The 24,168-nt window shown below is 66.4% G+C and carries 25 protein-coding genes and 2 pseudogenes; 12 read left to right on the top strand and 15 right to left on the bottom strand.

What is annotated here, in order from left to right:
* Window positions 1–116: 116 nt before the first annotated feature.
* A complete protein-coding gene (gene kstR / locus ACLQI9_RS22785) occupies window positions 117–722 on the top strand; it encodes a cholesterol catabolism transcriptional regulator KstR (RefSeq protein WP_442375970.1) in 606 nt (201 codons plus the stop codon).
* A 20-nt stretch (window positions 723–742) separates the two neighbouring features.
* Here kstR and ACLQI9_RS22780 read toward each other — a convergent pair whose 3' ends face one another.
* Together ACLQI9_RS22780 and ACLQI9_RS22775 are read right to left on the bottom strand one after the other, a co-directional pair.
* The gene (locus ACLQI9_RS22780) at window positions 743–1,816 is read right to left on the bottom strand and encodes a LacI family DNA-binding transcriptional regulator (RefSeq protein WP_442392240.1); all 1,074 of its coding nucleotides are present in this window, start codon (window positions 1,814–1,816) and stop codon (window positions 743–745) included.
* 82 nt (window positions 1,817–1,898) lie between these two features.
* Complete coding sequence (locus tag ACLQI9_RS22775) at window positions 1,899–2,633, bottom strand: SDR family oxidoreductase (RefSeq protein ID WP_442383168.1); 735 nt, start codon at window positions 2,631–2,633, stop codon at window positions 1,899–1,901.
* Between the two features lie 43 nt (window positions 2,634–2,676).
* Between ACLQI9_RS22775 and ACLQI9_RS22770 the strand changes: the two genes are divergently transcribed.
* The 3 genes and pseudogenes from ACLQI9_RS22770 (at window position 2,677) to ACLQI9_RS22760 (ending at window position 5,598) form a co-directional block, all read left to right on the top strand.
* Window positions 2,677–3,435, top strand: a complete 759-nt coding sequence (locus ACLQI9_RS22770) for a LamB/YcsF family protein (protein ID WP_442383170.1) — start codon at window positions 2,677–2,679, stop codon at window positions 3,433–3,435.
* The gene (locus tag ACLQI9_RS22765) at window positions 3,435–4,355 is read left to right on the top strand and encodes an MBL fold metallo-hydrolase (protein WP_442383172.1); all 921 of its coding nucleotides are present in this window, start codon (window positions 3,435–3,437) and stop codon (window positions 4,353–4,355) included. Before ACLQI9_RS22770 ends, ACLQI9_RS22765 begins: the two co-directional genes overlap by 1 nt.
* Before the next feature lie 2 nt (window positions 4,356–4,357).
* A pseudogene (locus tag ACLQI9_RS22760) lies at window positions 4,358–5,598 on the top strand (SLC13 family permease).
* On the opposite strand, the gene ACLQI9_RS22755 reads toward ACLQI9_RS22760, so the two are convergent.
* The 4 genes from ACLQI9_RS22755 to ispF form a co-directional block, all read right to left on the bottom strand.
* Window positions 5,595–6,554, bottom strand: coding sequence for a glycerophosphodiester phosphodiesterase (locus ACLQI9_RS22755; protein WP_442383211.1), 960 nt, complete (start codon window positions 6,552–6,554; stop codon window positions 5,595–5,597). The pseudogene ACLQI9_RS22760 and the gene ACLQI9_RS22755 sit on opposite strands and share 4 nt — an antisense overlap.
* A 23-nt stretch (window positions 6,555–6,577) precedes the next feature.
* On the bottom strand, window positions 6,578–7,510 hold the full coding sequence (rlmB, locus tag ACLQI9_RS22750; RefSeq protein WP_442383174.1) for a 23S rRNA (guanosine(2251)-2'-O)-methyltransferase RlmB: 933 nt from the start codon (window positions 7,508–7,510) through the stop codon (window positions 6,578–6,580).
* Window positions 7,500–8,912: a cysteine--tRNA ligase gene (gene cysS, locus ACLQI9_RS22745; RefSeq protein ID WP_442383176.1), complete on the bottom strand. Its 1,413-nt coding sequence runs from the start codon at window positions 8,910–8,912 to the stop codon at window positions 7,500–7,502. Before cysS ends, rlmB begins: the two co-directional genes overlap by 11 nt.
* Before the next feature lie 151 nt (window positions 8,913–9,063).
* Complete coding sequence (gene ispF, locus ACLQI9_RS22740; protein WP_442383178.1) at window positions 9,064–9,549, bottom strand: 2-C-methyl-D-erythritol 2,4-cyclodiphosphate synthase; 486 nt, start codon at window positions 9,547–9,549, stop codon at window positions 9,064–9,066.
* Between the two features lie 277 nt (window positions 9,550–9,826).
* On the opposite strand from ispF, the gene ACLQI9_RS22735 reads away from it, so the two are divergent.
* Window positions 9,827–11,017 carry an RNA-guided endonuclease InsQ/TnpB family protein gene (locus ACLQI9_RS22735; RefSeq protein ID WP_442383180.1) on the top strand — a complete coding sequence of 397 codons (1,191 nt, stop codon included), beginning with the start codon at window positions 9,827–9,829 and terminating at the stop codon, window positions 11,015–11,017.
* Window positions 11,018–11,091: 74 nt separating this feature from the next.
* Here the strand turns inward: ACLQI9_RS22735 and ispD are convergent, their stop codons facing one another.
* Together ispD and carD are read right to left on the bottom strand one after the other, a co-directional pair.
* Window positions 11,092–11,766, bottom strand: a complete 675-nt coding sequence (gene ispD, locus ACLQI9_RS22730) for a 2-C-methyl-D-erythritol 4-phosphate cytidylyltransferase (protein WP_442383182.1) — start codon at window positions 11,764–11,766, stop codon at window positions 11,092–11,094.
* Between the two features lie 23 nt (window positions 11,767–11,789).
* On the bottom strand, window positions 11,790–12,278 hold the full coding sequence (gene carD, locus ACLQI9_RS22725; protein WP_065015102.1) for an RNA polymerase-binding transcription factor CarD: 489 nt from the start codon (window positions 12,276–12,278) through the stop codon (window positions 11,790–11,792).
* A 325-nt stretch (window positions 12,279–12,603) separates the two neighbouring features.
* Here carD and ACLQI9_RS22720 point away from each other — a divergent pair, with 325 nt between their 5' ends.
* The 3 genes from ACLQI9_RS22720 to disA are packed head-to-tail and all read left to right on the top strand — an operon-like array spanning window position 12,604 to window position 15,753.
* Window positions 12,604–13,188 (top strand): hypothetical protein, encoded by a 585-nt coding sequence (locus ACLQI9_RS22720; RefSeq protein WP_442383185.1) that lies wholly within the window; start codon window positions 12,604–12,606, stop codon window positions 13,186–13,188.
* Window positions 13,189–13,219: 31 nt separating this feature from the next.
* Window positions 13,220–14,644, top strand: coding sequence for a DNA repair protein RadA (gene radA / locus ACLQI9_RS22715; protein WP_442383187.1), 1,425 nt, complete (start codon window positions 13,220–13,222; stop codon window positions 14,642–14,644).
* Window positions 14,641–15,753 (top strand): DNA integrity scanning diadenylate cyclase DisA, encoded by a 1,113-nt coding sequence (gene disA / locus ACLQI9_RS22710; protein ID WP_442383189.1) that lies wholly within the window; start codon window positions 14,641–14,643, stop codon window positions 15,751–15,753. Before radA ends, disA begins: the two co-directional genes overlap by 4 nt.
* A gap of 4 nt (window positions 15,754–15,757) precedes the next feature.
* On the opposite strand, the gene ACLQI9_RS22705 is transcribed toward disA, so the two are convergent.
* Window positions 15,758–16,564 carry a hypothetical protein gene (locus ACLQI9_RS22705; protein WP_442383191.1) on the bottom strand — a complete coding sequence of 269 codons (807 nt, stop codon included), beginning with the start codon at window positions 16,562–16,564 and terminating at the stop codon, window positions 15,758–15,760.
* A gap of 138 nt (window positions 16,565–16,702) precedes the next feature.
* Between ACLQI9_RS22705 and ACLQI9_RS22700 the strand changes: the two are divergent.
* Window positions 16,703–16,857 (top strand): annotated as a pseudogene (locus ACLQI9_RS22700) (response regulator transcription factor); the annotation flags it as partial.
* Here ACLQI9_RS22700 and ACLQI9_RS22695 read toward each other — a convergent pair.
* Window positions 16,854–17,477, bottom strand: coding sequence for a carbonic anhydrase (locus ACLQI9_RS22695; protein ID WP_442383193.1), 624 nt, complete (start codon window positions 17,475–17,477; stop codon window positions 16,854–16,856). The pseudogene ACLQI9_RS22700 and the gene ACLQI9_RS22695 overlap by 4 nt on opposite strands.
* On the opposite strand from ACLQI9_RS22695, the gene ACLQI9_RS22690 reads away from it, so the two are divergent.
* Window positions 17,476–18,384 carry an A/G-specific adenine glycosylase gene (locus ACLQI9_RS22690; protein ID WP_442383195.1) on the top strand — a complete coding sequence of 303 codons (909 nt, stop codon included), beginning with the start codon at window positions 17,476–17,478 and terminating at the stop codon, window positions 18,382–18,384. The two genes, ACLQI9_RS22695 and ACLQI9_RS22690, sit on opposite strands and share 2 nt — an antisense overlap.
* Window positions 18,385–18,390: 6 nt before the next feature.
* Here the strand turns inward: ACLQI9_RS22690 and ACLQI9_RS22685 are convergent, their stop codons facing one another.
* Window positions 18,391–19,149, bottom strand: coding sequence for an alpha/beta fold hydrolase (locus ACLQI9_RS22685; protein WP_442383197.1), 759 nt, complete (start codon window positions 19,147–19,149; stop codon window positions 18,391–18,393).
* Window positions 19,150–19,205: 56 nt separating this feature from the next.
* On the opposite strand from ACLQI9_RS22685, the gene mhuD reads away from it, so the two are divergent.
* A complete protein-coding gene (gene mhuD, locus ACLQI9_RS22680; protein WP_424082042.1) occupies window positions 19,206–19,523 on the top strand; it encodes a mycobilin-forming heme oxygenase MhuD in 318 nt (105 codons plus the stop codon).
* Between the two features lie 31 nt (window positions 19,524–19,554).
* Window positions 19,555–20,862: a serine hydrolase gene (locus tag ACLQI9_RS22675; protein WP_442383199.1), complete on the top strand. Its 1,308-nt coding sequence runs from the start codon at window positions 19,555–19,557 to the stop codon at window positions 20,860–20,862.
* Here ACLQI9_RS22675 and ACLQI9_RS22670 read toward each other — a convergent pair.
* The 4 genes from ACLQI9_RS22670 to ACLQI9_RS22655 form a co-directional block, all read right to left on the bottom strand.
* Window positions 20,845–21,414, bottom strand: a complete 570-nt coding sequence (locus ACLQI9_RS22670; RefSeq protein ID WP_442383201.1) for a histidine phosphatase family protein — start codon at window positions 21,412–21,414, stop codon at window positions 20,845–20,847. The two genes, ACLQI9_RS22675 and ACLQI9_RS22670, sit on opposite strands and share 18 nt — an antisense overlap.
* Complete coding sequence (locus ACLQI9_RS22665; RefSeq protein WP_442383203.1) at window positions 21,411–22,202, bottom strand: CbtA family protein; 792 nt, start codon at window positions 22,200–22,202, stop codon at window positions 21,411–21,413. The genes ACLQI9_RS22670 and ACLQI9_RS22665 overlap by 4 nt, the downstream gene beginning before the upstream one ends.
* A gap of 9 nt (window positions 22,203–22,211) precedes the next feature.
* Entirely contained in the window at window positions 22,212–22,427 is a 216-nt protein-coding gene (locus ACLQI9_RS22660; RefSeq protein WP_442383205.1) for a CbtB domain-containing protein, read from the bottom strand.
* A 154-nt stretch (window positions 22,428–22,581) separates the two neighbouring features.
* Window positions 22,582–24,168: ATP-dependent Clp protease ATP-binding subunit (locus ACLQI9_RS22655; RefSeq protein ID WP_442392239.1), on the bottom strand; the 1,587-nt coding region annotated here is incomplete at its 5' end.

Below are 24,168 nucleotides of genomic sequence, written 5' to 3'. Positions count from 1 at the left end.
TCGTTTCGAGCGAGGACGCAAGAAAAGGAGCTGTCCGTCAGATGTCGTCGCCAGCGAACACCGACTCGGGCGAACCCTCGAGTACGTCCACTGCGCAGCCTCGTGAGGTGATGAATGTGGCGGTATTGGCCGAGTCCGAGCTCGGGTCTGAGGCGCAACGCGAGCGTCGCAAACGCATTCTGGATGCGACGATGGCCATCGCCTCCAAGGGCGGCTACGAGGCAGTTCAGATGCGCGCAGTCGCCGACCGCGCGGACGTTGCGGTGGGGACCCTGTACCGGTATTTCCCTTCGAAGGTGCATCTACTGGTTACCGCGCTGGGCCGGGAATTCGAACGAATCGACGCCAAGACCGACCGCTCCAGCCTGACCGGCGGAACGCCGTACCAGCGGCTGAATTTCATGGTCAGCAAACTCAATCGCGCGATGCAGCGCAATCCGCTGCTGACCGAGGCCATGACCCGTGCCTACGTCTTCGCCGACGCCTCCGCGGCCGGTGAGGTCGATCACGTCGAAAAGCTCATCGACTCGATGTTCGCCCGCGCGATGAGCGACGGCGAACCAAGCGAAGACCAGTACCACATCGCCAGGGTGATCTCCGATGTGTGGCTGTCGAATCTGCTGGCCTGGCTCACCAGGAGGGCATCCGCCACCGACGTGAGCAAGCGACTCGATCTGGCGGTGCGGCTGCTGATCGGCAACGGGGAGCACGCCGAGATCTGACCGTTCACGGTCTAAGCCGGTCAGGCCGGGGCCCCGGCGGTACGACCACGGATCAGCTCGGTATCGAGCACCTCGACCGTGGGCTGGATATCGGCGTTGTGCAAGAGCTCACCGGCCCGGCGGCCCTTCTGCAGGCTCGGCTGCGCCACCGTGGTCAGACCGCGGCTAATTGCCTCGGGCACGCCATCGAAGCCGGTGACGGTCATCTGACCGGGTATGTAGATACCGCGGCCACGCAAATAATCCATCGCCGACAACGCCAACACGTCCGCGGTACACATTAGCGCGGTGATCCGCGGATTGGCCTCGAGCGCAACCTTGGCGGCAATGCCGCCCGACGCCGCGGTGTGCTCGTGGCTTTCCACCACGGTCAACGACTCCGGGTCGACGCCCGCCGCGGCCATCGCATCGCGGACGCCGCCAATGCGTTGGCTCTGCACATGAAAAGTCGATGAGCGCAGGCGTTCGGAGTCGACCAGGCCCTGGAGATGGTCGCGACGCAGCCGCATCGTCAGCAGCCCGATGTCTCGATGACCCAAACCGAGCACGTAATCGGCGAGCTTCCGCATCGCCGCCCGGTCGTCAATGCCCACCGCAGATACACCGGGTACCTCTTTGGGCTGGTCGACTATCACCAGCGGCAGTCGCCGTTGCAGTACGACCTGCAGGTAGGGATCGTCGTCGGCTGCCGAGTAGACCACGAATCCGTCTACCCCCGCGGCGAGCACGGATGCCGTCCGATCCGCGACGCTGCGGCTTGGGCCGACGGCCACCAGCATCAGCCCCTGACCACGCTCTTCGCACGACTGGGCAAGTCCCGCAACGAAATCCAGCGCTGCCGGGTCGCTGAAGGAATACGTGAGCGGTTCGGTGATCATCAGACCCACGGCCCCGGCCTTGCGGGTGCGCAGCGATCGCGCCACCGGATCGGGTCCGGGATAGCCGATGCGCTTGGCCGTGGCGAGCACTCTTTCGCGCAGGTCGGCCGAGAGCTGATCGGGCCGGTTGTACGCGTTCGAGATGGTGGTGCGCGATACCTTGAGCTCAGCCGCCAACGATGCCAGGGTCGCCCGCCGTCGCGGCGTGGGGCTCATGCCGTCTGAGGCTACCGGGCATTCCGGCCGGATTGCAGGAGTTAGCGTCGGTGTTCGTCGCCACCGATCTGCGCGTCATGCCTCACGCCTGGGCAGTGGGCCGCACGACGACCTCGCCGATGTCGACGTCAGGCGGCTGCTCGATAGCGAAGGCGATCGCCCGGGCCACCGCATCGGGCGCCATCGCGATGACGTCGCGGCGCTGCTCCAGCTCTGCCCGGACCGTCGGATCGGTCACCGACTCTGCGAAGTTGGTCGATGTCATGCCGGGCGAGATGATCGTGACCCGCAGGTTCTCGCCGGCTTCCTGACGAAGTCCCTCGGATATCGCCCGAACCGCCATCTTGGTGCCCGCATACACCGACTGGCCGGGCGTGACCCGGAACGCCGCCGTGGAGGCGGTGTTGACGAAATGTCCAAAGCCTTGACGCCGGAACACCGGAAGCGCCGCTGCAATGCCGAACAGCACACCTTTGAGATTGACGTCGACCATTGCCTCCCAGTCATCGACGCGAAGCTCATCGAACGGCGAGACCGGCATGATGCCGGCATTGCTGACCAGAACATCGAGCTGGCCGTAGGTTTCAGCGGCCAGCGAGATGAAATCCATCAGATCGCCGCGACGGCTGACGTCGGTCACCTGGGCAACCGCCTCGCCTCCGGCCGCCGACAGCCGCGTGGCCACTGCATTCAGCTTGTCGGGGTTACGCGCACCCAGTACCAGCTTGGCTCCGCGTTCGGCGAGTAGCGATGCTGTTGCCTCGCCAATCCCACTGCTCGCGCCCGTGATCGCAACTACCTTGCCGTCAATCGTCACCGGCCAGAAGCTACGCGCGCAGGCCCGTCTTAAGCTAGCCATCGTGGCCTCTATCGACCTCAACGCCGACTTGGGCGAGGGCTTCGGCGTCTGGCAGCTCGGTGACGACGACGCCATGCTCGAGATAGTCACCAGCGCCAACCTGGCCTGCGGTTTCCACGCGGGCGACCCGGCCGACCTGCTACGGGTGTGCCGGCTGGCCACCGGGCGTGGCGTACGCATCGGCGCACAGGTCAGCTACCGCGACTTGGCCGGGTTCGGTAGGCGTTTCATCGACGTCACGCCGGAGGATCTGCTCGCCGACGTCGTGTATCAGATCGGTGCGTTGCACGGACTCGCCCGGGCGGCCGGCTCGACGGTGTCCTACGTCAAACCCCATGGCGCGCTGTACAACACGATCGTGACCAATCGTGAGCAGGCCGCCGCCGTCGCGCAGGCGGTGCAGATGGTGGATGCCGGCCTGCCGGTGCTGGGCCTGGCGGGTTCGGTGTTTTTCGAGGAGGCCCAACAGCGTGGCCTGCGCACCGTGCCAGAGGCATTCGCCGACCGTGCCTACCGGCCGGACGGCCGGCTGGTGTCCCGGCGGGAACCCGGGGCAGTGCTGGACGATCCGGCCGCCATCGCTGAACGGGTAGTCGCCATGGTGGCCACCGGACACGTCACCGCGGTCGACGGGTCAGCGATCGACGTACACGTGGAATCGGTTTGTGTGCATGGCGATTCACCCGGTGCAGTGCAGATCGCGACGGCGGTGCGGGACCGGCTGAAGGCCAACGGGATTGACCTGAAGGCGTTTTGCTGATGCGGCTGCGACCTAGGCGTCCGGATATCGCGCGGCATTCGCACCGGTTCAACGTGCCTGTCATCGAATCCGGTGCGCCGCTGGCGGTGACGTGGCTGGGGGTGTCGACGCTGCTGCTCGACGACGGGTCCTCAGCGCTGATGACCGATGGCTACTTCTCCCGGCCCAGCCTGGCGCGGGTGGCGTTGGGCAAGGTGTCGCCGTCGGCCGCGCGGGTCGACGGGTGCCTGGCGCGTCTGAAGGTGACACGGTTGGAAGCGGTCATTCCGGTTCACACGCATATCGACCACGTGTTGGACTCCGCGCTGGTCGCCGATCGCACCGGCGCGCGGCTGGTCGGTGGAGAATCGGCGGCCAACGTCGGCCGTGGCTACGGCCTCGCCGAGGAGCGCCTGGTTGTCGCGGCGTCGGGCGAGCCAATTAGCCTGGGCGCCTTTGAGATTACGCTGGTGAAGTCGCGTCACAGCGCACCCGACCGCTTCCCCGGCGAGATCACCGCGCCGGTGATACCACCGGTGAAGGCATCGGCCTACCGGTGCGGCGAGGCCTGGTCGATGCTGGTGCATCACCGCCCGTCGGGCCGACGGCTGTTGATCCAGGGCAGCGCCGGCTTCGTGAAAGGCGCGCTGGCCGGCCAACGCGCCGATGTCGTCTATCTCGGCGTTGGCCAACTGGGTCTGCAGGCCGAGCCGTATCTCGTCGACTACTGGCATGAGACAGTGCGAACCGTGGGCGCGCGCCGCGTGGTGTTGATCCATTGGGACGATTTCTTCCGCTCGCTGTCAAAGCCGTTGCGCGCGTTGCCGTATGCGGGCGACGACTTGGATTTCTCGCTTAACGTCCTAAGCAAGCTGGCCACCCAGGATGGTATCGCGCTGGATATGCCGACGGTGTGGCGGCGCGAGGACCCGTGGGCCTGAATTTGTCGCTACTTCTGGCTCTTCTGTCGCTGGTAGTGGTCCTCGCGTTCGCGGTCGCCCGTCCCCGGGGTTGGCCGGAGGCGGTCGCCCCCGTGCCGGCCGTCGTCCTGTTGATAGCCGTCGGCGCGATCTCCATGCACGACGCAACGGCCGAGGCGGGCCAGCTGTCGCGCGTCGTCGCATTCCTGGGCGCGGTGCTGGTGCTGGCCAAAATGTGCGACGACGAAGGCCTGTTCGAGGCGGCCGGGGCGGCAATGGCGCGCGCCAGCTCCGGGTCGCGGCGCCTGCTGCGGCAAATGTTCGTGATCGCCGCGACCATCACCGCGGTCCTGAGCCTGGACGCCACCGTGGTGCTGCTGACGCCGGTGGTGCTGACCACGGTCCGGCGGCTGCGGGCACCGGTGCGACCATACGCCTACGCGACCGCACACCTGGCCAACGCGGCGTCGCTACTGCTTCCGGTGTCGAACCTGACCAACCTGCTCGCATTCCACGTCGCCAACGTGTCGTTCACCAAGTTCACCCTGGTGATGGCACTGCCCTGGCTGGCCGCGGTGGCCACCGTCTACGTCGTCTTCCGGGTGTTCTTCCGCCAGGATCTCAGCGTGCAGCCGATCGCGGCGAAACCGAACCCGCGCCGCAGACGCCGGTGTTCGCGTTGGTGGTGGTGGCGCTGACGCTGGCCGGATTCGTGATCGCCGAAGCGGCGGGGGTGGCGCCGGCCTGGGCGGCGCTCGCTGGGGCGGCGGTGATGGCGGTGCGAAGCCTGGCCCGACGCCACACCACCGCGGTGGCGATCGTGCGCGCGGTCAACGTGCCGTTTCTGGTGTTCGTGCTGGCGTTGGGCGTCGTGGTGCAGGCGGTCATGCAAAACGGCGTAGCCGACCGGATGGGCGCGGTGTTGCCGTCCGGTTCCGGCCTGCCCGCGCTGCTGGGATTCGCGGTGGTCGCCGCCGTGCTGGCCAACATCGTCAACAATCTGCCCGCGACCCTGGCGTTGGTGCCGCTGGTGGCACCAAGCGGGCCGGCGGCGGTGCTCGCCGTGCTGATCGGAGTCAACATCGGCCCCAACTTGACCTATGCCGGGTCGCTGTCGAACCTGTTGTGGCGCAGCGTGCTACGCCGCTACGACGTTTCGGCCAGCGTCGGCGAGTACACCAGGCTCGGGCTATGCACCGTGCCCACGGCGCTGGTGGCGGCGGTGCTGGCGCTGTGGGCCAGTGTGCGGCTGCTGGGCGTCTAGCGGTGGTAGGCCGGTGGCAACGGCATACCGAGCTCGGCCATCACGGTACGCAGGACCGCGGGATAGTTGGTGATGATCCCGTCGACGCCGGCGGCGATCTGGGCCCGCATGTCGTTGGCGTCATCGACTGTCCATGGAATGACGCTGAGCCCCAACGAATGCGCGCGGTCGACCAAGGGCTTGTCGACCAACGAGTAAGCGGGCGAAACAATGTTCGCGCCAACCAGTTTGGCTCCGATCACCGGATCGCCGATGACCGCGGGATTGACGCCGGCCAGCCAGGGCGAATCCGGAACCCAGGTGTGCTCATTCCACAACGCCACCAGAGGAATCGACGGCTCGGCCTGGTGCACCAGGGGCAACGTTCGCCAGTCGAAACTTTGGATTTCCACCCGGTCGACCGTGCCCGCCGTCCTGACTGCGGCCAGCACGACTTCGACGAACTCTTGCGGTTCAGCCGATACGGTCGGGTGATCGGCTGCGACCTTGGTTTCGATGTTGTAGCGCACGCCGGCCCGAAACGAGTCGGCGAGTGCAAAGACTTCCGGCAAGGTGGCTATCCTGTTGCCCGGCACCACTTCAGCGTGCGGAAATTGGCTATTCGGCTTGCCGCAGTCCAGTGTGCGGATCTGGGCCAGGGTCAGGTCGTGCACCAGCTTTCCGACGTATGGATACGACGGGTCGCCGGCGGACGTCGGTCCGGTGTCGGCGCACTGTTGCGGCTCAATGATCGGGTCATGCCATACCAGCGGTTGGCGGTCTTTGGTGACGTTGATGTCGAGTTCGAGTGTGCTGACGCCAATTTCGATGGATTTGGCGAAGGCTCGCAGCGATTCCCCGGTCACCTCGCCGCGTCCGCCGGCATGGGCCTGCAGGTCGAATCCGGCTGCTTCGGGTGACGCCGTCGGCAGCGGCGTGACAATTCCGATGGCCAGCAGCACGGCACCAAGGCGCACGGGCCATCGGGCGGCCAATTCGACTAGCGCCTGCGCTGACGGGCGATCTCGGCCAGCACCACCCCGGCGGCCACCGAGGCGTTCAACGACTCGGCGGGGCCGGCCATCGGGATCGACACCACCGCGTCGCAGTTCTGACGCACCAGTCGCGACAGACCCTTGCCTTCCGATCCGACGACCACCACCAGAGGACCGGCGGCGTCCAAGTCGTCGAGGACCGTGTCGCCCTCAGCGTCCAGCCCGACCAGCTGCAGACCGTGGGCGGCCCAATCCTTCAGTGTCCGATTGAGATTGGTGGCGCGCGCGATGGGAATCCGCGCCGCCGCGCCGGCGCTGGTCCGCCAGGCCACCGCTGTCACCGAGGCGGAGCGCCGCTGCGGGATCAACACCCCGTGACCGGCGAACGCCGCGACCGACCGCACGATGGCACCCAGGTTTCGCGGATCGGAAATGTTGTCCAACGCGACCACCAGTGCGGGCGGGGTATCCAAGGCCGCCTCGAGCAGCTCGTCGGGATGGAGGTACTCGTAGGGCGGCACCTGTAACGCGATCCCTTGATGCAGGCCGTTGGTGGTCATCCGATCCAGGTCGGTGCGCTGCACTTCCAGGATGGCGATACCGGAATCGGCTGCCAGGGTGACGGATTCGGTGAGCCGCTCGTCGGCCTGGGCACCGAGCGCAACGTAGAGCGCGGTCGCCGGCACACCGGCGCGCAGGCATTCCAGTACCGGGTTTCGCCCCAGTACCGTTTCGACCTCGTCGTCGCTGCGTTTTCCGGGCCGGCGCTGCTGCGCCTTGAGCCGTTTGGCGGCCGGATGATAAGGCCGCATATGCGCGGGCGGAGTGGCGCCGCGGCCTTCCAGGCCGCGGCGTCGTTGGCCGCCGGAGCCAACAGTCGGCCCCTTTTTGGTGCCGGGTTTGCGTACCGCCCCCCGGCGTCGCGAATTACCGGCCATCGGCTTGGCTGCCCAGCGACCACTGGGGACCGTCGGGAGTGTCGGTGACCTCGATGCCGGCGTCCTTGAGCCGATCCCGGATCTCGTCGGCCAGCTTCCAGTCGCGCTCCTCGCGGGCCTGCTCGCGCCGCTGCACCTCGGAGTGGACCAGCACGTCGACCGCTGCCAGCGCGGCCGACGTCTCGTCGTGCGACTCCCAGCGTTCGTCGAGCGGGTCGCAGCCGAGAATGCCCATCATCGCGCGGATGGCCGCGGCGTTGGCCAACGCGCTGTCGTGGTCGCCGGCGTCCAGCGCCCGGTTGCCCTCCGCGCGGGCACGGTGCACCTCGGCCAGCGCGACCGGCACGGCCAGGTCGTCATCGAGTGCTGCGGCGAACCGCGATGTCCACTGTCCGGGTTCGACGGCGCCGACCCGGTTTCGCACGCGGTGCAGGAAGTCCTCGATCCCGACGTAGGCGTTGACCGCGTCCCGCAACGCTGTCTCGGAGAACTCCAGCATCGAGCGGTAATGCGCGCTGCCCAGGTAGTAGCGCAGCTCGGCGGGCCGGACACGGTGCAACATGGCCGGGATCGACAACACGTTGCCCAGCGACTTGCTCATCTTCTCGCCACCCATGGTGACCCAGCCGTTGTGCAACCAGTACCGGGCGAACCCGTCGCCGGCAGCGCGGCTTTGGGCAATCTCGTTCTCGTGATGCGGAAAAACCAAATCCATTCCGCCGCAATGGATATCGAACTCCGGGCCCAAATACTCGTGTGCCATTGCCACGCATTCGGTGTGCCAGCCGGGGCGTCCGCGCCCCCACGGCGTGGGCCACGACGGCTCGCCGGGCTTGGCGCCCTTCCACAACGTGAAGTCGCGCTGATCGCGCTTGCCGGTGGCCACTCCCTCGCCTTGATGCACGTCGTCGATCTTGTGACCGGACAGCTGGCCGTATTCGGGGTAGCTCAGTACGTCGAAGTAGACGTCGCCACAGCCGGTATAGGCGTTGCCGGACTCGATCAGCCGCTCGATCAGCTCCACCATCTGGGTGATGTGGCCGGTGGCCCGCGGCTCCGCCGACGGCGGCAAGACGCCGAGTGCGTCGTAGGCGGCAGTGAATGCCCGCTCGTAGGTGGCCGCCCACTCCCACCACGGCCGGCCCGCCGCGGCGGCCTTGTTGAGGATCTTGTCGTCGATATCGGTGACGTTGCGGATGAATGCGACGTCGCAACCGTGCGCCGTCAGCCAGCGGCGCAGGATGTCGAAGGCCACGCCGCTGCGCACGTGGCCGATGTGGGGCAGACCTTGCACGGTGGCGCCACACAGGTAGATGGAGACGTGCCCCGGCCGCAGCGGAACGAACTCACGCACGGCACCGGTTGCCGTGTCGTGTAGCCGCAGGTGGGCGCGATCGATCACGACGTGCCAGCTTACCGGGCTATAGCTTTGCCGATTACCAACGCGGCGCCGCGAAGTCGTTTCGAACCACAAAGCTCAGCGGATACGGCATGCGGTCCCACGAGCAAGAGAAACGATCACCGGGAGCCGAAGGATCGTGCCGTCGCAGCGGCTAGCCGGCGGTGCCTTCGACCGCGACCAGCAAAGTCGTCGCGATCGCGGCCCGACCCTCACCGCGCCCGGTCAGCCCCAGCCCGTCAGTGGTGGTGGCCGACACCGACACCGGCGCATTCAGCAGGTCCGACAACAGCCGTTGCGCCTCGGCGCGGCGCGGGCCGATCCTGGGCCGGTTGCCGATGACCTGCACCGCCGCGTTGCCGACCCGGAAGCCGTGCCGGGCGATCAGGTCGGCGACGTGGCGCAGCATGTCGACCCCGCTGCCACCGGCCCACCGTGGGTCGTCGACGCCGAACACGTCGCCGATATCCCCCAGTCCAGCCGCCGACAGCAGCGCGTCGCACAACGCGTGGACGGCCACGTCGCCGTCGGAATGTCCGGCGCAACCGTCGACGTCGGGAAACAGCAGACCGAGCAGCCAGCACGGCCTACCGGCCTCTATCGCGTGTACGTCGGTGCCCAGACCTATCCGAAGGTTCACTGCTTTCCTTGGACAGAAGGCTGGCCGTTCACAGTCATGGGAAATCTGCTCAATTCTCGCGACCCGCGCAGCGGCGCGCCAATCGGGTTGATTCTGTTAGTCGATGTCTTCCCCGTATTTCGCGACGATCCTGAGGAATGCTCTTCCCGGTTATGAGTGGCCCGCCGCACATTCGGTTCCGGTTCCCACGACGGCATGCGCCATGGATATAGATCGGTACGGACGCGCTGACGTCGGCATGGATAGGAGTGTCGGAGCCTGCGGTTACGCTGCGGGCGTGAAGCAGGTGGTGAAGGTGCGCATGCTGCCAACCGACGTCGAGTCGACCACCCTGGCAGGCACGTTGCTGGCCTGCAACAGGGCGGCATCTTGGCTGTCGGCAAAGATGCACGCCGAGCGGGTCCACCGCAAGCATGATGCGCAGAAACGTTTCTATACCGAGCTGAGGGCGCGGTTCGGGCTCTCGGCGCAACCGGCGATCCGGGTGATTGGCAAGGTCGCCGATGCCTACACAACACTGCGTGCGAACATCGCCGCTGGCAACTACGGCCCACCCGGATCGCGGCAGCGCGAAAGGTTGCGGGCGACGCCGGTCATCTTCCGCACCGACGCGGCGCAGCCATTTGACGCTCGGTGCCTGTCGTGGCGGATCCCCAACATTATCGGGGGCCGGGAAGCGACGGTGTCGATCTGGACAGTGCATGGCCGGCTGCGCCGGGTGCGAGTTATGGCTGCCCCTCGGGATTTGGCGTCGTTGCGCACTCGCGTGATCGGCGAGACCGACCTGGTCTGCCGCGACGGGAAATGGTTCCTGTACGCCACCATCGAGGTGCCCGAAGCGCCAGTGACCGACCCGGTCAATGGATTTGTTGGCGTCGATTTGGGGATCGTCAACATCGCAACGACGAGCGATGGCGATCGCACGGCCGGAGCCCGGCTGAACCGCTACCGGAAACGACAGGCACGCTTCCGGAAACGGTTGCAGGCAAAGAGAACTAGGTCCGCGCGACGCCTGTTGTGCAAGCGGCGCCGTAAGGAAACCCGGTTCGCCGCGGACGTCAATCACCAGATCAGCAAACGCATCGTGGCCGAGGCTGAACGCACCGGGCGCGGCATCGCCGTCGAACAGTTGGGCGGCATTCGCGACCGGGTACGGCTTCTTAAGCCCCAACGGGCCATGCTGCATACCTGGGCCTTCGCCCAATTCGGCAGATTCTTGACTTATAAGGCCAGGGTCGCCGGAGTAGCGCTCGTCCAGGTCGACCCGGCCCACACCTCGCAAACCTGTAGCAGGTGCGGGCATGTCGACAAACGAAACCGACGCTCGCAAAGCAAATTTGAATGTGGCCAGTGTGGCTTCGTTGGGCACGCCGACCACAACGCAGCGGTCAACATCGCAGTCCGCGGTGTCGAACGCTGGGGCGAAGTCATGCGTCCACACGCAGCGCCCACCCTGACAGCCAGTTAGGGCGGCAGCAGCGAGCCTAATGGCACCCCCAACCGCGAAGGACAGGGCGCAAGCCCGTTCCTTCCGGGACGGGCTCATGACTGCTTCACAATCGCTTGGGCCAGCAATACGTCCAACCGGGTGGTGATCTTGAAGGCCAGCGGGTCGCCGTCGACCACCTGTACTTGACCGCCGATGTGCTCGACCAGGGACGCGTCGTCGGTGAAATCCGCGGCTGCGGCGTGCTGATATGCCCGCAGTAGCAGCTCGATGGTGAATCCCTGGGGAGTTTGTACGGCTCGCAGGCCAGCCCGCTCCGGCGTCCCCAACACCACCCCGTTGGCATCGACCGCCTTGACGGTGTCGGAAAGCGGCAGCGCGGGTACCACGGCCGAATGCCCGGCCCGCAGCGCCTCCACCACGCGCACCACCAGCGCAGGCGGCGTCAGGGCCCGCGCCGCGTCATGGACCAGCACGAAGCTGGGCTGTTCTTCGTCTGCCAATGTCGCCAACGCCCGACCCACCGACTCACGGCGATTTTCGCCGCCGGCGACGATGGTCGCCTCATGACCGAGAATCAATTTGGCCTGGTCGGTGTGGTCAGCCGGCACTGCCACAACGACACGGTCGACGACACCTGACTCCAGCAGGCCGCGGACGGCACGTTCAACCAGCGTGCGTCCGTCGAGGTAAAAGAACGCCTTGGGCACACCGGCGGCCAGCCGTTCGCCCGACCCGGCGGCAGGGACCACCGCGACCGTGCCCGTCACCCCGGCCCCTACGCGTCAGGGATTCAAGACGCGGCGGCCAGAACCTCGTCGAGGATGGTCTCGGCCTTGGCGTCGTCGGTGCTTTCGGCCAGCGCCAGCTCGCCGACCAGGATCTGCCGGGCCTTGGCCAGCATGCGCTTCTCGCCGGCGGACAGGCCGCGTTCCTGGTCGCGACGCCACAGATCGCGGACGACCTCGGCGACCTTGTTGACGTCACCGGAGGCCAGCTTCTCCAGGTTGGCCTTGTAGCGGCGGGACCAGTTGGTCGGCTCCTCGGTGTGCGGTGCGCGAAGCACCTGAAACACCTTGTCCAGACCTTCCTGGCCGACCACATCGCGAACACCGACGTACTCGGCATTATCAGCGGGCACTCGAACGGTCAGGTCTCCCTGCGCCACCTTCAAGACGAGATATTCCTTTTGTTCCCCTTTAATGGTTCGGGTTTCGATCGCCTCGATCAACGCAGCACCGTGGTGTGGATAGACAACGGTGTCTCCGACCTTGAAAATCATCAGATTCGAGCCCCTTTCGTTACTCCATACTAACACGCGACTCCGACACGTGTGGAACAACGGTGCAGGTCAGGGGCACCGCACGTGAACAGAGGGGGTTGACAGACCGGGAAATTCATGCAAGGCACCGACCTATCGGGAACCCCGATGGGCGCCTCCCGGAGGGCTCCAGGTTTGCGCTGTTCGGCACGTCAAGATCATACTGCGCTGCGCTGATCCGCCTGCTGCGCCCCTCCTAAGCCCTCAGCTACCGCGCGCGTGGGCGACCTACTACTGTGCATAGTCGAACCGCAGTGCCATGCGTAAGCCGAGCAGGAGGCTTTGAGTGAATCGCTTCGACTACCGCGACTCGAAACCCCGCTCGAACCGCCGCGCAACCAGGGTCGCCGCCCTCGCGGCGGGTGGCCTGATCGGCGCCGTCGCGCTCGCCGGCTGCAGCGCCGGTCAGCTCTCACAGACTTCCAGCCAGGAGTCCGCCGTCGACGGGAACCACGCGGTGATCAATAACGTCGCGCTGCGTAATGTCCGCATTCAGGCGCAGCAGAACACTGACTTCCTGCGCCCGGGCGCAACGGTGGACCTGGTGCTGGTGGTCATCAACCAGTCGCCGGATGTCGCCGACAAGCTGGTCGGCATCTCGACCGATATCGGCAAGGTGACCGTGACCGGCGACCCCCGTTTGCCTGCCGGCGGGACGCTGTTCGTCGGCACTCCCAACGGTCAGAACCGGAAGGCCGTGGACGCCGTCGAGGCCGCCGAGACGGCCAAAGCGACGGTGACGCTGGACAAGCAGATCACCAACGGCCCGAACTACAACTTCACCTTCGATTTCGAGAAGGCCGGAAGCGTCAGCCTGGCGGTGCCGATTTCGGCGCCCGAGGGCCCCCCGTTGTCGGCCGAACATCCGTAGATCTGTCGGACCCGGCCGATACGGTCACCGGGTGGCTAAGGCACGTTCGCAGTACCGCTGTTCGGAATGCCGCCATATCACCGCCAAGTGGGTGGGACGCTGCCTGGAGTGCGGCACCTGGGGCTCTGTCGACGAAGTGGCGGTGCTCAGCGCTGTCCGAAGCGCCACCCGCCACTCGGCAGCTCCGTCATCGGCGGCGGTTCCAATCAGTTCCATCGAGCCACGCGGCACCCGCCATTGTCCGACCGGGATCGACGAACTCGACCGTGTGCTGGGCGGCGGCGTGGTACCGGGCTCGATCACTCTGCTTGCGGGCGATCCGGGGGTGGGCAAGTCGACGCTGTTGCTCAAGGTCGCCCATCAATGGGCGACGTCCGGGCGCCGCGCACTGTATGTCTCCGGCGAGGAGTCCCTGGGCCAGATCCGCATGCGCGCCGACCGGACCGGCTGCAGCCATCACGAGCTGTACCTGACCGCCGAGTCCGACCTGCAGGCAGTGCTCAGCCATATCGACGTGGTGCAGCCCACGCTCGTCGTCGTCGACTCGGTGCAGACCATGTCCAGCACTGACGCCGACGGCGTCACTGGCGGTGTCACCCAGGTGCGCGCGGTGACCATGGCGCTGACCGCAGCAGCGAGAACCACCGGTATGCCGCTGATTCTCGTCGGCCATGTCACCAAGGACGGCGCCATCGCCGGCCCCCGGTCGCTTGAACACCTGGTCGACGTCGTGCTGCATTTCGAGGGCGACCGCAACTCGCTGCTGCGCATGGTCCGCGGCGTCAAGAATCGATTCGGCGCAGCCGATGAAGTCGGCTGTTTTCTATTGCAGGACAATGGGATTGAGGGCGTCGCCGACCCATCCGGGCTTTTCCTGGATCAGCGGCCGCAACCCGTCGCGGGTACCGCAATCACGGTGACTCTCGACGGCAAGCGTCCGCTGATCGGCGAAGTCCAGGCGTTGCTGGCGACACCTTCGGGCAGCTCACCGCGACGCGCTGTCAGCGGGATCGACCATGCCCGGGCGGCGATGATCGCCGCGGTGCTGGAAAAACACGCCCGCCTCAAGATCGCGGTCAACGACGTCTACCTGTCCACCGTGGGCGGTATGCGGCTGACCGATCCGTCATCGGATCTGGCGGTCGCGATCGCGCTGGCTTCGGCGTACGTGAACCTGCCGTTGCCGGCCACCGCGGTGATGATCGGTGAAGTCGGTTTGGCCGGTGATCTGCGGCGGGTCTGCGGGATGGAGCGCCGGTTGGCCGAAGCCGCCCGGCAAGGGTTCACCACCGCGCTGATCCCGCCGGGCTGTGATGCGGTGTCCACGGGTTTGCAGGTGCTGGAGGCAGCCACCATCGTCGCAGCGCTAGGGCACATGCTCGACATCGCCGAACACCGCACCAACGCACCGACACCCCCACATCGACTGGATGTAGCGCAGAATGACTGGCAATGACTGTTGGCAAAGTAACGACAATCGGCGCCGCGCCGCCGCCGCGCCCCACGCTGCGTGAGGCCGTCGCACGGCTGGCGCCGGGAACCGCGCTGCGCGACGGCCTGGAACGCATCCTGCGCGGCCGAACCGGTGCCCTGATAGTCCTCGGATGCGACGACAGCGTGGAGGCGATCTGCGACGGCGGCTTCTCGCTCGACGTGCGATATGCGCCGACCAGGTTGCGGGAGCTGTGCAAGATGGACGGTGCGGTGGTGCTGTCCACCGACGGCAGCCGGATCCTGCGGGCCAACGTGCAGCTGGTGCCGGACCCGTCGATACCCACCGACGAGTCCGGGACCCGGCACCGCTCGGCCGAGCGGGCCGCCATCCAGACCGGCTACCCGGTGATCTCGGTCAGCCATTCGATGAGCATCGTGACCGTCTACCTCGGCGGCGAACGCCACGTGCTGGCCGACTCGGCGACCATCTTGTCGCGGGCCAACCAGGCCATCGCCACGCTGGAGCGGTATAAGACCCGGCTCGATGAGGTCAGCGCACAACTGTCGCGGGCCGAGATCGAGGACTTCGTCACGCTGCGCGATGTGATGACGGTCGTGCAACGACTCGAGCTGGCACGCAGGATCGGTCTGGTGATCGACTACGACGCGGTCGAGCTGGGCACCGATGGACGTCAGCTGCGGCTTCAGCTGGAGGAATTGCTCGGCGGCAACGACATCGCGCGGGAGCTGATCGTGCGCGACTACCACGCCAACCCCGAGCCGTTGTCCAAGGAGGAGGTCGGGGCAATCCTCGACGAGCTGGATGACCTGTCCGACACCGAGTTACTCGACTTCACTCCAGTGGCAAAGGTTTTCGGGTATCCGTCGACGACGGAGGCCCAGGACTCGGCGATGAGCTCACGCGGCTATCGCGCGATGGCCGGCATCCCCCGGCTGCAGTTCGCCCACGCCGACAGGCTGGTCCGGGAGTTCGGGTCACTGCAGGGTCTCCTGGCGGCCAGTGCCAGCGATCTGGAAGCGGTCGAGGGGATCGGCGCGATCTGGGCGCGACAGGTACGCGAAGGGCTGTCGCATCTGGCCGAGTCGACCATCGCCGATCCGCTCGGATGAAGCGTTAGCCGCGGGGGCCGGGCGGCGGCCCAGGCGGTGGCCCGACCGGAGCCGGGCCGGGCATGCCGGGTGCCGGCGGAGGCGGCGCGGCGCCCGGTGGCGGCGGCGGCGCCAAGATGAACGGGACCGCGGCCGAGCGCAGGTTTCCCAGCTGCACTACGAGGTTGTAGGTACCGGGTCCGATTGGCTGCCGCGGCAACGGACAGTGCGGGGCCGACCCCATGCCGGTCCAGGTCACGGCGGTGGTCACCTGCTCCCCCGGCGCAAACGTTTTGACCAGTGTCTCGTTGGACGGCGCACAGTCCAGGTTGGACCACAACCGCTTGTTGTCCAGCGAATAAACGTAGGCCGCCAGCACGGCCGCGCCCACGTCGCGCTTGCAGGCCACTAGCCCGATGTTGGTCACGACCATCGTGAACTTCGGCTGGTCACCGATCACGTACTGGGGTGCGTTGGTCAGGCCCAGGACGGCCAGCGTGGAGTCGGGGCAGTCATCGCCTTCCTTGAGCACCGGTGGCGGCTGTACGGCTGCCGTCGGTGTCTCGCCCGGCTGGTCCGGATTCTGTCCCGCCGGCGGGACCACCGGGGTCTTGACCTCCTCCGGGGCCGCTCCGGGTACGGCGCCGGGTTTCTGCCCGGCTTGAGCGGCAGGCTTGCCGCTGGTGGTGTTGGCGCCGGCACTGCTGCTCAGAACAGCGACGATAATCGCGATGACAATGCCGACCACGACGACCGCAATGCCCAACGCCAATCCCCGGCGTCGCCAGTAGATCTCCGGCGGTAGCGGGCCCCGCGGTTCCAGATCCAGCACATTCACACCGTAAGCCCAGGTCAGTTCGACAGGCCCGACCGAACTCGGCGTGTCGCCCAGTTAGCTGAGGTGTCTTGTGCAGGCGACGTGCTGAACCGCCGGCGGGGCAGACGGCTGGGCAGCCGCGGCCAGGGCCACTCCAACGCCGAAATCGCGGAGGAGTTATGCATTTCCGAGCTGACCGTAAAAGCCATATCGGCCGCATTTTCGTCAAGCTGGATCTGCGCGACCGCGCCGCGGCCATCGTCTATGCCTACGACCACGGTCTCGTCACACCGCGGTATTCGACCTAGGGTTCTTCTCCGACGTCGCCAATCACCTTGCGCAGCACAACCTCCCCGTCGGCGAGGTGATAGGTGGCGCCGACGATCGCGAGCTCCCCGGCGGCCACCTTCTCGGCGATCACCGTCGAGCGGGCCAGCAGCTGAGTGGCCGTCTCGACGACATGGCGCGCCTCGAATTCGTCTGCCCGGTTCAAACCTTCGCGGCGGCCCAGCAGGATCGAGGGGGTCACTCGCTCGATGACGTCGCGTACATAACCGCCGGGCAGCACACCGTCGTCGAGCGCAGCCAGCGTCGCCTTCACCGCACCGCAGCTGTCGTGGCCGAGTACCACGATCAGCGGCACGCCGAGTACCGCGACCGCAAATTCGATCGAGCCCAATACCGCGGAGTCGAGCACGTGCCCGGCCGTCCGGACCACGAACATATCGCCCAGGCCCTGATCGAAGATGAGCTCGGCGGCCACCCGGCTGTCGCCACAGCCGAAGAGCGCCACTGTGGGATTCTGACCTTTAGCCAGGCTGGCCCGGTGCTCGACGCTCTGGCTCGGATGCTCAGGCTGGCCGGCGACGAACCGCTCGTTACCCTCTTTGAGTGCTTTCCACGCGGTTACCGGATTGGTATTGGGCATGGCGAACATTCTGCCGCAGCCAGCCATGAAGCTCTCACCAACGCCAAGTGAACTTCTTGACTGGTACGACCGGTGTCGACGCGACCTGCCTTGGCGCGATCCCCGCGTCACCCCTTGGCAGATTCTGGTCAGTGAGTTCATGTTGCAGCAGACACCGGTGTCGCGGGTGCTACCGATCTGGCGCGACTGGGTGGAGCGGTGGCCGACGGCATCGGCGACGGCGGCGGCGAGTGCGGCAGATGTGGTGCGCGCCTGGGGGAAGCTGGGCTATCCACGGCGGGCCAAACGCCTGCACGAGTGCGCGACCGTGATCGCCCGCGACCACGGTGACGTTGTTCCCGACGACGTCGACATCCTGCTGACGCTGCCCGGCGTCGGCAGCTACACCGCCCGCGCGGTGGCATGCTTCGCCTACCATCAGCCGGCGCCGGTGGTGGACACCAATGTGCGCCGGGTGGTGGCCCGTGTTGTGCATGGCCGCGCCGACGCTGCGGCGACGTCGACAGTCCGCGACCACGCCGACGTCTCCGCACTGCTGCCCAAAGATTCGTCAGCGCACCGATTTTCAGCGGCGCTCATGGAACTCGGCGCCATCGTGTGTACCGCTCGGGCGCCGCAATGTGGGCTGTGCCCACTGAGTGGGTGCCGATGGCGGCAGGCCGGCTATCCTCCCGCGCAGGGTCCGGCGCGTCGCCCGCAGGCCTACGCCGGAACAGACCGCCAGGTTCGCGGCCGGTTGCTGGATGTTCTGCGCGACAATGAGTTCCCGGTCACCCGTGCCGAACTCGACATCGCCTGGCTGACGGATAACGAACAGCGGGAGCGCGCGCTGAATTCGCTGCTCGCCGATGGCCTGGTGATACAGATGACCGATGGGCGCTTCGCGTTGGTCGGCGAAGCGGGCTGAAGTGGGCTAAGTCGCTGCCAAAAAAGATTCCACCGCCTGCCGATAAACCTTCGGCGCCTCGTCATGAATCAGGTGGCCTGCGTCGGGCACATGTAAATACCCTGCCCGGTAACCTGTTTCGCTCATCGAGCGCATCTGTCCCGCGGGAGTGACCGAACTGCCGGCCTCGATCAGCAGCACGGGTGATCGCACCGCCCGCCACTGCGCCCAGTAGTCGCGGGTGCCCCACTCTGCTGCGATCTCGATCCACCGCGAGCTGTGGCCGTGCAACCGCCAACCGGTTGCAGTACGGTCGAACGCCTCCAGGAAGTACTGGCCAGCGACTGGCCCGAATTCGGCGAATACCTTTTCAGCAGAGTCGAATTCGACTGGCAGATTATGCAACCACGGCTCCCACGGCCGGGTGGTGCGGCCCCGGAAATCCGGTGCCATGTCTTCGACCACCAGCGCCGAGGCGAGTTCGGGACGTTCGGCGGCCAAGCACCAGGAGTGCAGCCCGCCCATGGAATGCCCGACCAGCCGCGCCGGCGCGCCCAGCGCCGCCACCGCATCACCGAGGTCGGCCACAAAGCGTTCGGTGCTGATCGGGTAGGGATCGTCCACGTCACGACCGCGGTGCCAAGGAGCGTCGTAGGTGTAGACGGCGCCGAGGCGGGTCAGCCATGGCACCTGACGCGACCAAGTGCTGCCACGGCCCATCAGGCCGTGCACCAGGATCAGGGGGTCACCTCGTCCACCACGATGGGTGAGCAGATCGGCCGTCATGGAGCTATCTTGCGTTGCCTCCGGTGGCCGTCAGGCGGCACGGTAGCCTAACGGGCATGCCAGTGGTGAAGATCAACGCAATCGAGGTGCCTGCGGACGCGGGCCCCGAACTGGAGAAGCGGTTCGCTCATCGCGCGCACGCGGTCGAGAACTCGCCGGGCTTCCTCGGCTTTCAGCTGCTCCGCCCCATCAAGGGCGAAGACCGCTACTTCGTGGTGACCCAATGGGAGTCCGAAGAGGCATTCCAGGCGTGGGCGACCGGGCCGGCGATCGAGGCCCACGCCGGCCACCGGGCCAACCCGGTAGCGACCGGCGCGTCGCTGCTGGAATTCGAGGTTGTGTTGGACGTTGCCGGCTCCGGCCAGAAGGCGTAACCCGCGCCGGGTCCGGCACCGCGTCGCGGCAATGACGGCCGCCGCCGCGTTGGTCGGCGCCCTGGCCCCGGGTTGCGCTCCGCCTCCGACGCCGTCTGCCAACGCAGCGGGCGCCGGCCGGCCGATCGACATGAGGACTCCGGCCGGTTTGCGCGCCCAGCAGACCCTGGACATGCTCAACTCCGACTGGCCGATCGGCCCGGTCGGAGTCGCCACCCTCGCGACGGCCGACATAATCAAGCCGGTCGAGTCCAGCATGGAAAAGCTCTGGTGGGACCGACCATTCACCCTGAGCGGCGTCGACATCAAGGCAGGCTCGGCGACATTGCAGCTGATCACGTCTTACGGTGGGCGCCAGGATATCCGGATACACACCGGCGACGACACCTTGGTGGACGGGTTCGACGTCACCACCCAAGCATCGACGATCTCCTCGTGGCGTGACATCGACACCACATTGGGCAAGACCGGCGCCCGCTACTCGTGGCAGGTCGCCAAGATCAACGACGGGCAATGCGATCGGGTGGCCGGTACCAATACCGCGCAGTCACTGCCGTTGGCGTCGATCTTCAAGTTATATGTGCTCTATGCCGTGGCGGATGCGGTCAAGGCCGGAACGGTGTCCTGGGACGACCAGCTGACCGTCACCGAGAAGGGCAAGGCGGTCGGTTCCGGAATGGAATTGCCGGTGGGAGCGCATATTTCGGTGCGAACCGCCGCTGAGAAGATGATCGCCACCAGCGACAACATGGCCACCGACATGCTGATCCAAAAGGTCGGCACCGAGGCCGTCGACAGCGCGCTCGCCGAGGCTGGCCATCACGACCCGGCCGCCATGACACCCTTCCCGACGATGTACGAGTTATTTTCGGTCGCTTGGGGACAGCCGGATCTGCGCGAGCAGTGGAAGCAGGCGGACCCGCAAACCCGGGCAGAAATGCTGCAGCAGGCTAATTCCCGTGTCTACCAACCGGATCCGTGGCGTGCCCACGTACCCGCCTCGGGCTACGGCGCGGAATGGTATGGCAGCGCCGAGGACATCTGCCGAGCGCATGCGGCGCTACAAGCCGCCGCGGTAGGAAAAGCCGCGCCCGTCAAGCAGATCCTGGCGGCCGCTCCGGGTATCGACCTGGATCGGCGTGAATGGCCGTACATCGGCGCCAAGGCCGGCGGCCTACCTGGTGACCTGACGTTCAGCTGGTATGCCGTCGACCGGACCGGACAGCCGTGGGCGGTGAGTTTCCAGCTGAACTGGTCGCGCGATCACGGGCCGAGCCCGACCAGTTGGATGCTGCAGATCGCTAAACAGGTCTTCGCGCTGTTACCCGCGCAACGTTGAGGTCGACCGGATCTTCCAGGCGTGTCCGCGGAAATGCATGACCGTGTGGCTGACCGGCGCAATGTCAATGCGCCAGAACGATTCTGGTGGGGCATCGAGGACCGCCACGATCGCGGCCCGGATCACCGCGGGATGAGTCACGGCCACCGTCCGTTCTGCGTTGAAAGTCAACGAATCCAGCCATTGGGCTGCCCGATCGACTAGAGCGACAATCGATTCACCCCCGTGCGGCGCCCGGGCGGGATCGGTCCGCCATGCTTCCAACTGCTCGGCACCGACTTCTCCGAGCTCTTTGCCGCGCCACCGCCCGTGGTCGAGGTCGGCCAACCGCTGCTCGACCACAGCGTGCAAGCCCAACAGCTCCGCGGTCTGACGGGTACGCAACTCGGGCCCGGTGAGTTGACGGGTTGCGCGATTGATGTCGCGGCCGCCGACGGCTTCGGTGTGCCGACGACCGGTGGCATTGAGCGGTTCGTCGGCGGGAAAACGGCCGGCTGCCATCGCATCAGTCATCGCGTGCGACATCAGGGTGAGCCGAACGACCCCGGTCACGCCGTTGAGCTCGATGTCCGTCCGCTGTCGGCTCGCTCACCCAGCAGTCGCCCTGCCAGCCTCGCGAATACCAGGCCAATGACCGCCCAGAGCACCAGCTGGGTGCCTAGCGAAAGCAGCCTGAATTGGTACAGAACGTCGGCGGGGAAACCCGGATAAATGATCGCGCCGAACGCGTCCCGCATCGGCTCGGGTGTCTCGTCGACTGTCGGCAATGAAACCATCACCATGGCGATCACCACCACGTAGAGCCCGGCCGCGAGCAGGCCGGCATTCCACCCACCCAGTCGGTTCGCGAGCGTCCGGGCCAGCCACACCACAGCGACCGTCAACATCACCGACGCCAGCACCGCCACCAGATACCAACCGGTCCGAGCCCCGATCGTGTCCGCCTGACCGACGGCCGGCGGATTGGCCGGATACTTCAAGAACGGCACCAGGTACACGGCAATGAAGGCAACCGCCGCCAGCAGCGCCGAGAATGACCGCACCTCCACGTTTCCCACCCGGCCGTAGGTAATGCAAAAGACGACGGCGAACAGCGCGCCCATCGCGACGCCGAAGATCAGCACCCCGAAACCCAATCCCGCATTGGCCTGCACGCCGCGGGTGAACAACTCGACGCCGTGCTCGTGCACGCCGTGCATCGTCGCTACGGCGGCGCGTCCGTCTTCATACACGATCGCGCGGCCGATAACGGGCTCCGCGAACAGGCGGGCGAATAGAAATGCCAAAGCCCCGGCAACTGCCCCCGCGAGTAGACCGCGTGCGATCAGGCGCCTCTCCACGCTACGGGCTCAGTGGCAGGGGAAGCCAAGCAGATGGCGCGCATCGTGCACGAACTCGTGCACATGTGAATCACTGCCGAATAGCGACACCGCACCCTGATCGATGCCGACGAAGTAGAGCGCAAAGAGCGCAAAGAAAACGGTTCCCGCCAACCAAACCGGCGCGCTTGCCGCCGACAAGTCAACCGATCGGATCTGCGTCACCGCTGTCTGGGGATTACCCACTGTCGGACTCCTTCTGGGGACCTCGCCCCCGGTTGGCTGCCGGCCAGTGTAGACCGCGGAATGCCCGGCAGCGGATGGAACGGGAGCATGCTGATAAGCGACGGAGGGGCGGCCACCCGCACGGGTGACCGACCCCTCCGGTTGTCGTTCGCGGCTACTGTCCGGTTGTCCCCGGGGTGCCGGCGGCGTGCGCCCCGGCCTTGGCCAGATCCGGCTCGGTGGGCTCGGCAGGCTTACGGGTCCCGGTGAAGGTGAACACCGCGTCCTCTCCGGCACCCTCGCCGTCCCAGTTGTCCACGTCGACGGTGACGAGCTGGCCGGGACCGACCTCCTCGAACAAGATCTTCTCGGACAGCTGGTCCTCGATCTCCCGCTGGATGGTGCGTCGCAGCGGACGAGCGCCCAGCACTGGGTCGAAGCCACGCTTGGCCAGCAATGACTTGGCTTTGTCGCTGAGCTTCATCGCCATGTCTTTGCCCTTGAGCTGCTTTTCGACCCTGCCGATCATCAGGTCGACCATCCGGATGATCTCGTCGCGAGTCAGCTGGTGGAAGACGATGACTTCGTCGATGCGGTTCAAGAACTCCGGGCGGAAGTGCTTCTTCAGCTCGTCGTTGACCTTCTGCTTCATCCGCTCGTAATCGTTGTCCCCGCCGCCCTGGGTGAAGCCCAGGCCGACCGCTTTGGAGATATCGGCGGTGCCGAGGTTGGACGTGAAGATCAGCACGGTGTTCTTGAAGTCCACCGTGCGGCCCTGCCCGTCGGTCAGCCGGCCGTCCTCGAGAACCTGCAACAGGCTGTTGTAGATCTCCTGGTGCGCCTTCTCGATCTCGTCGAAGAGCACCACGGAGAACGGCTTGCGTCGCACCTTCTCGGTGAGCTGGCCGCCCTCCTCGTAGCCGACGTATCCCGGCGGGGCGCCGAACAACCGCGACGCGGTGAACCGGTCGTGGAATTCGCCCATGTCGATCTGGATGAGCGCGTCGTCGTCACCGAACAAGAAGTTGGCCAGCGCCCTGGACAGCTCGGTCTTACCCACACCGGACGGGCCGGCGAAGATGAACGAGCCCGACGGGCGCTTGGGGTCTTTCAGCCCGGCACGGGTACGGCGGATCGCTTTGGATACGGCCTTGACCGCGTCCTCCTGGCCGATGATCCGCTTGTGGATCTCGTCCTCCATGCGCAACAGCCGGGTGGTTTCGGCCACGGTGAGCTTGACCACCGGGATACCGGTCCAGTTGCCCAGCACCTCGGCGATCTCGTTGTCGTCCACCTCGGCGACCACATCCATATCGCCGGATCGCCACTGCTTTTCGCGCTCACTCCGCTGGCCCACCAGTTGCTTTTCGCGGTCACGGAGGCTGGCGGCCTTCTCGAAGTCCTGCGCGTCGATCGCGGACTCCTTCTCACGGCGGGCCTCGGCGATCTTCTCGTCGAACTCACGCAGGTCTGGCGGAGCGGTCATCCGCCGGATCCGCATCCGCGCACCTGCCTCGTCGATCAGGTCGATGGCCTTGTCCGGCAGGAACCGGTCGTTGATGTAGCGGTCGGCCAGGGTGGCAGCGGCCACGATCGCGCTGTCGGTGATGGACACCCGATGGTGGGCCTCGTAGCGGTCCCGCAGGCCCTTGAGGATCTCGATGGTGTGGTCCACCGTGGGCTCCCCGACCTGCACCGGCTGGAAGCGGCGCTCCAGCGCGGCGTCCTTCTCGATGTACTTGCGGTACTCGTCGAGCGTGGT

The organism is Mycobacterium sp. (genome assembly GCF_052143115.1).
In the GTDB taxonomy this organism is placed as follows: domain Bacteria; phylum Actinomycetota; class Actinomycetes; order Mycobacteriales; family Mycobacteriaceae; genus Mycobacterium.
This window is presented reverse-complemented; position numbering and strand designations above follow the sequence as displayed.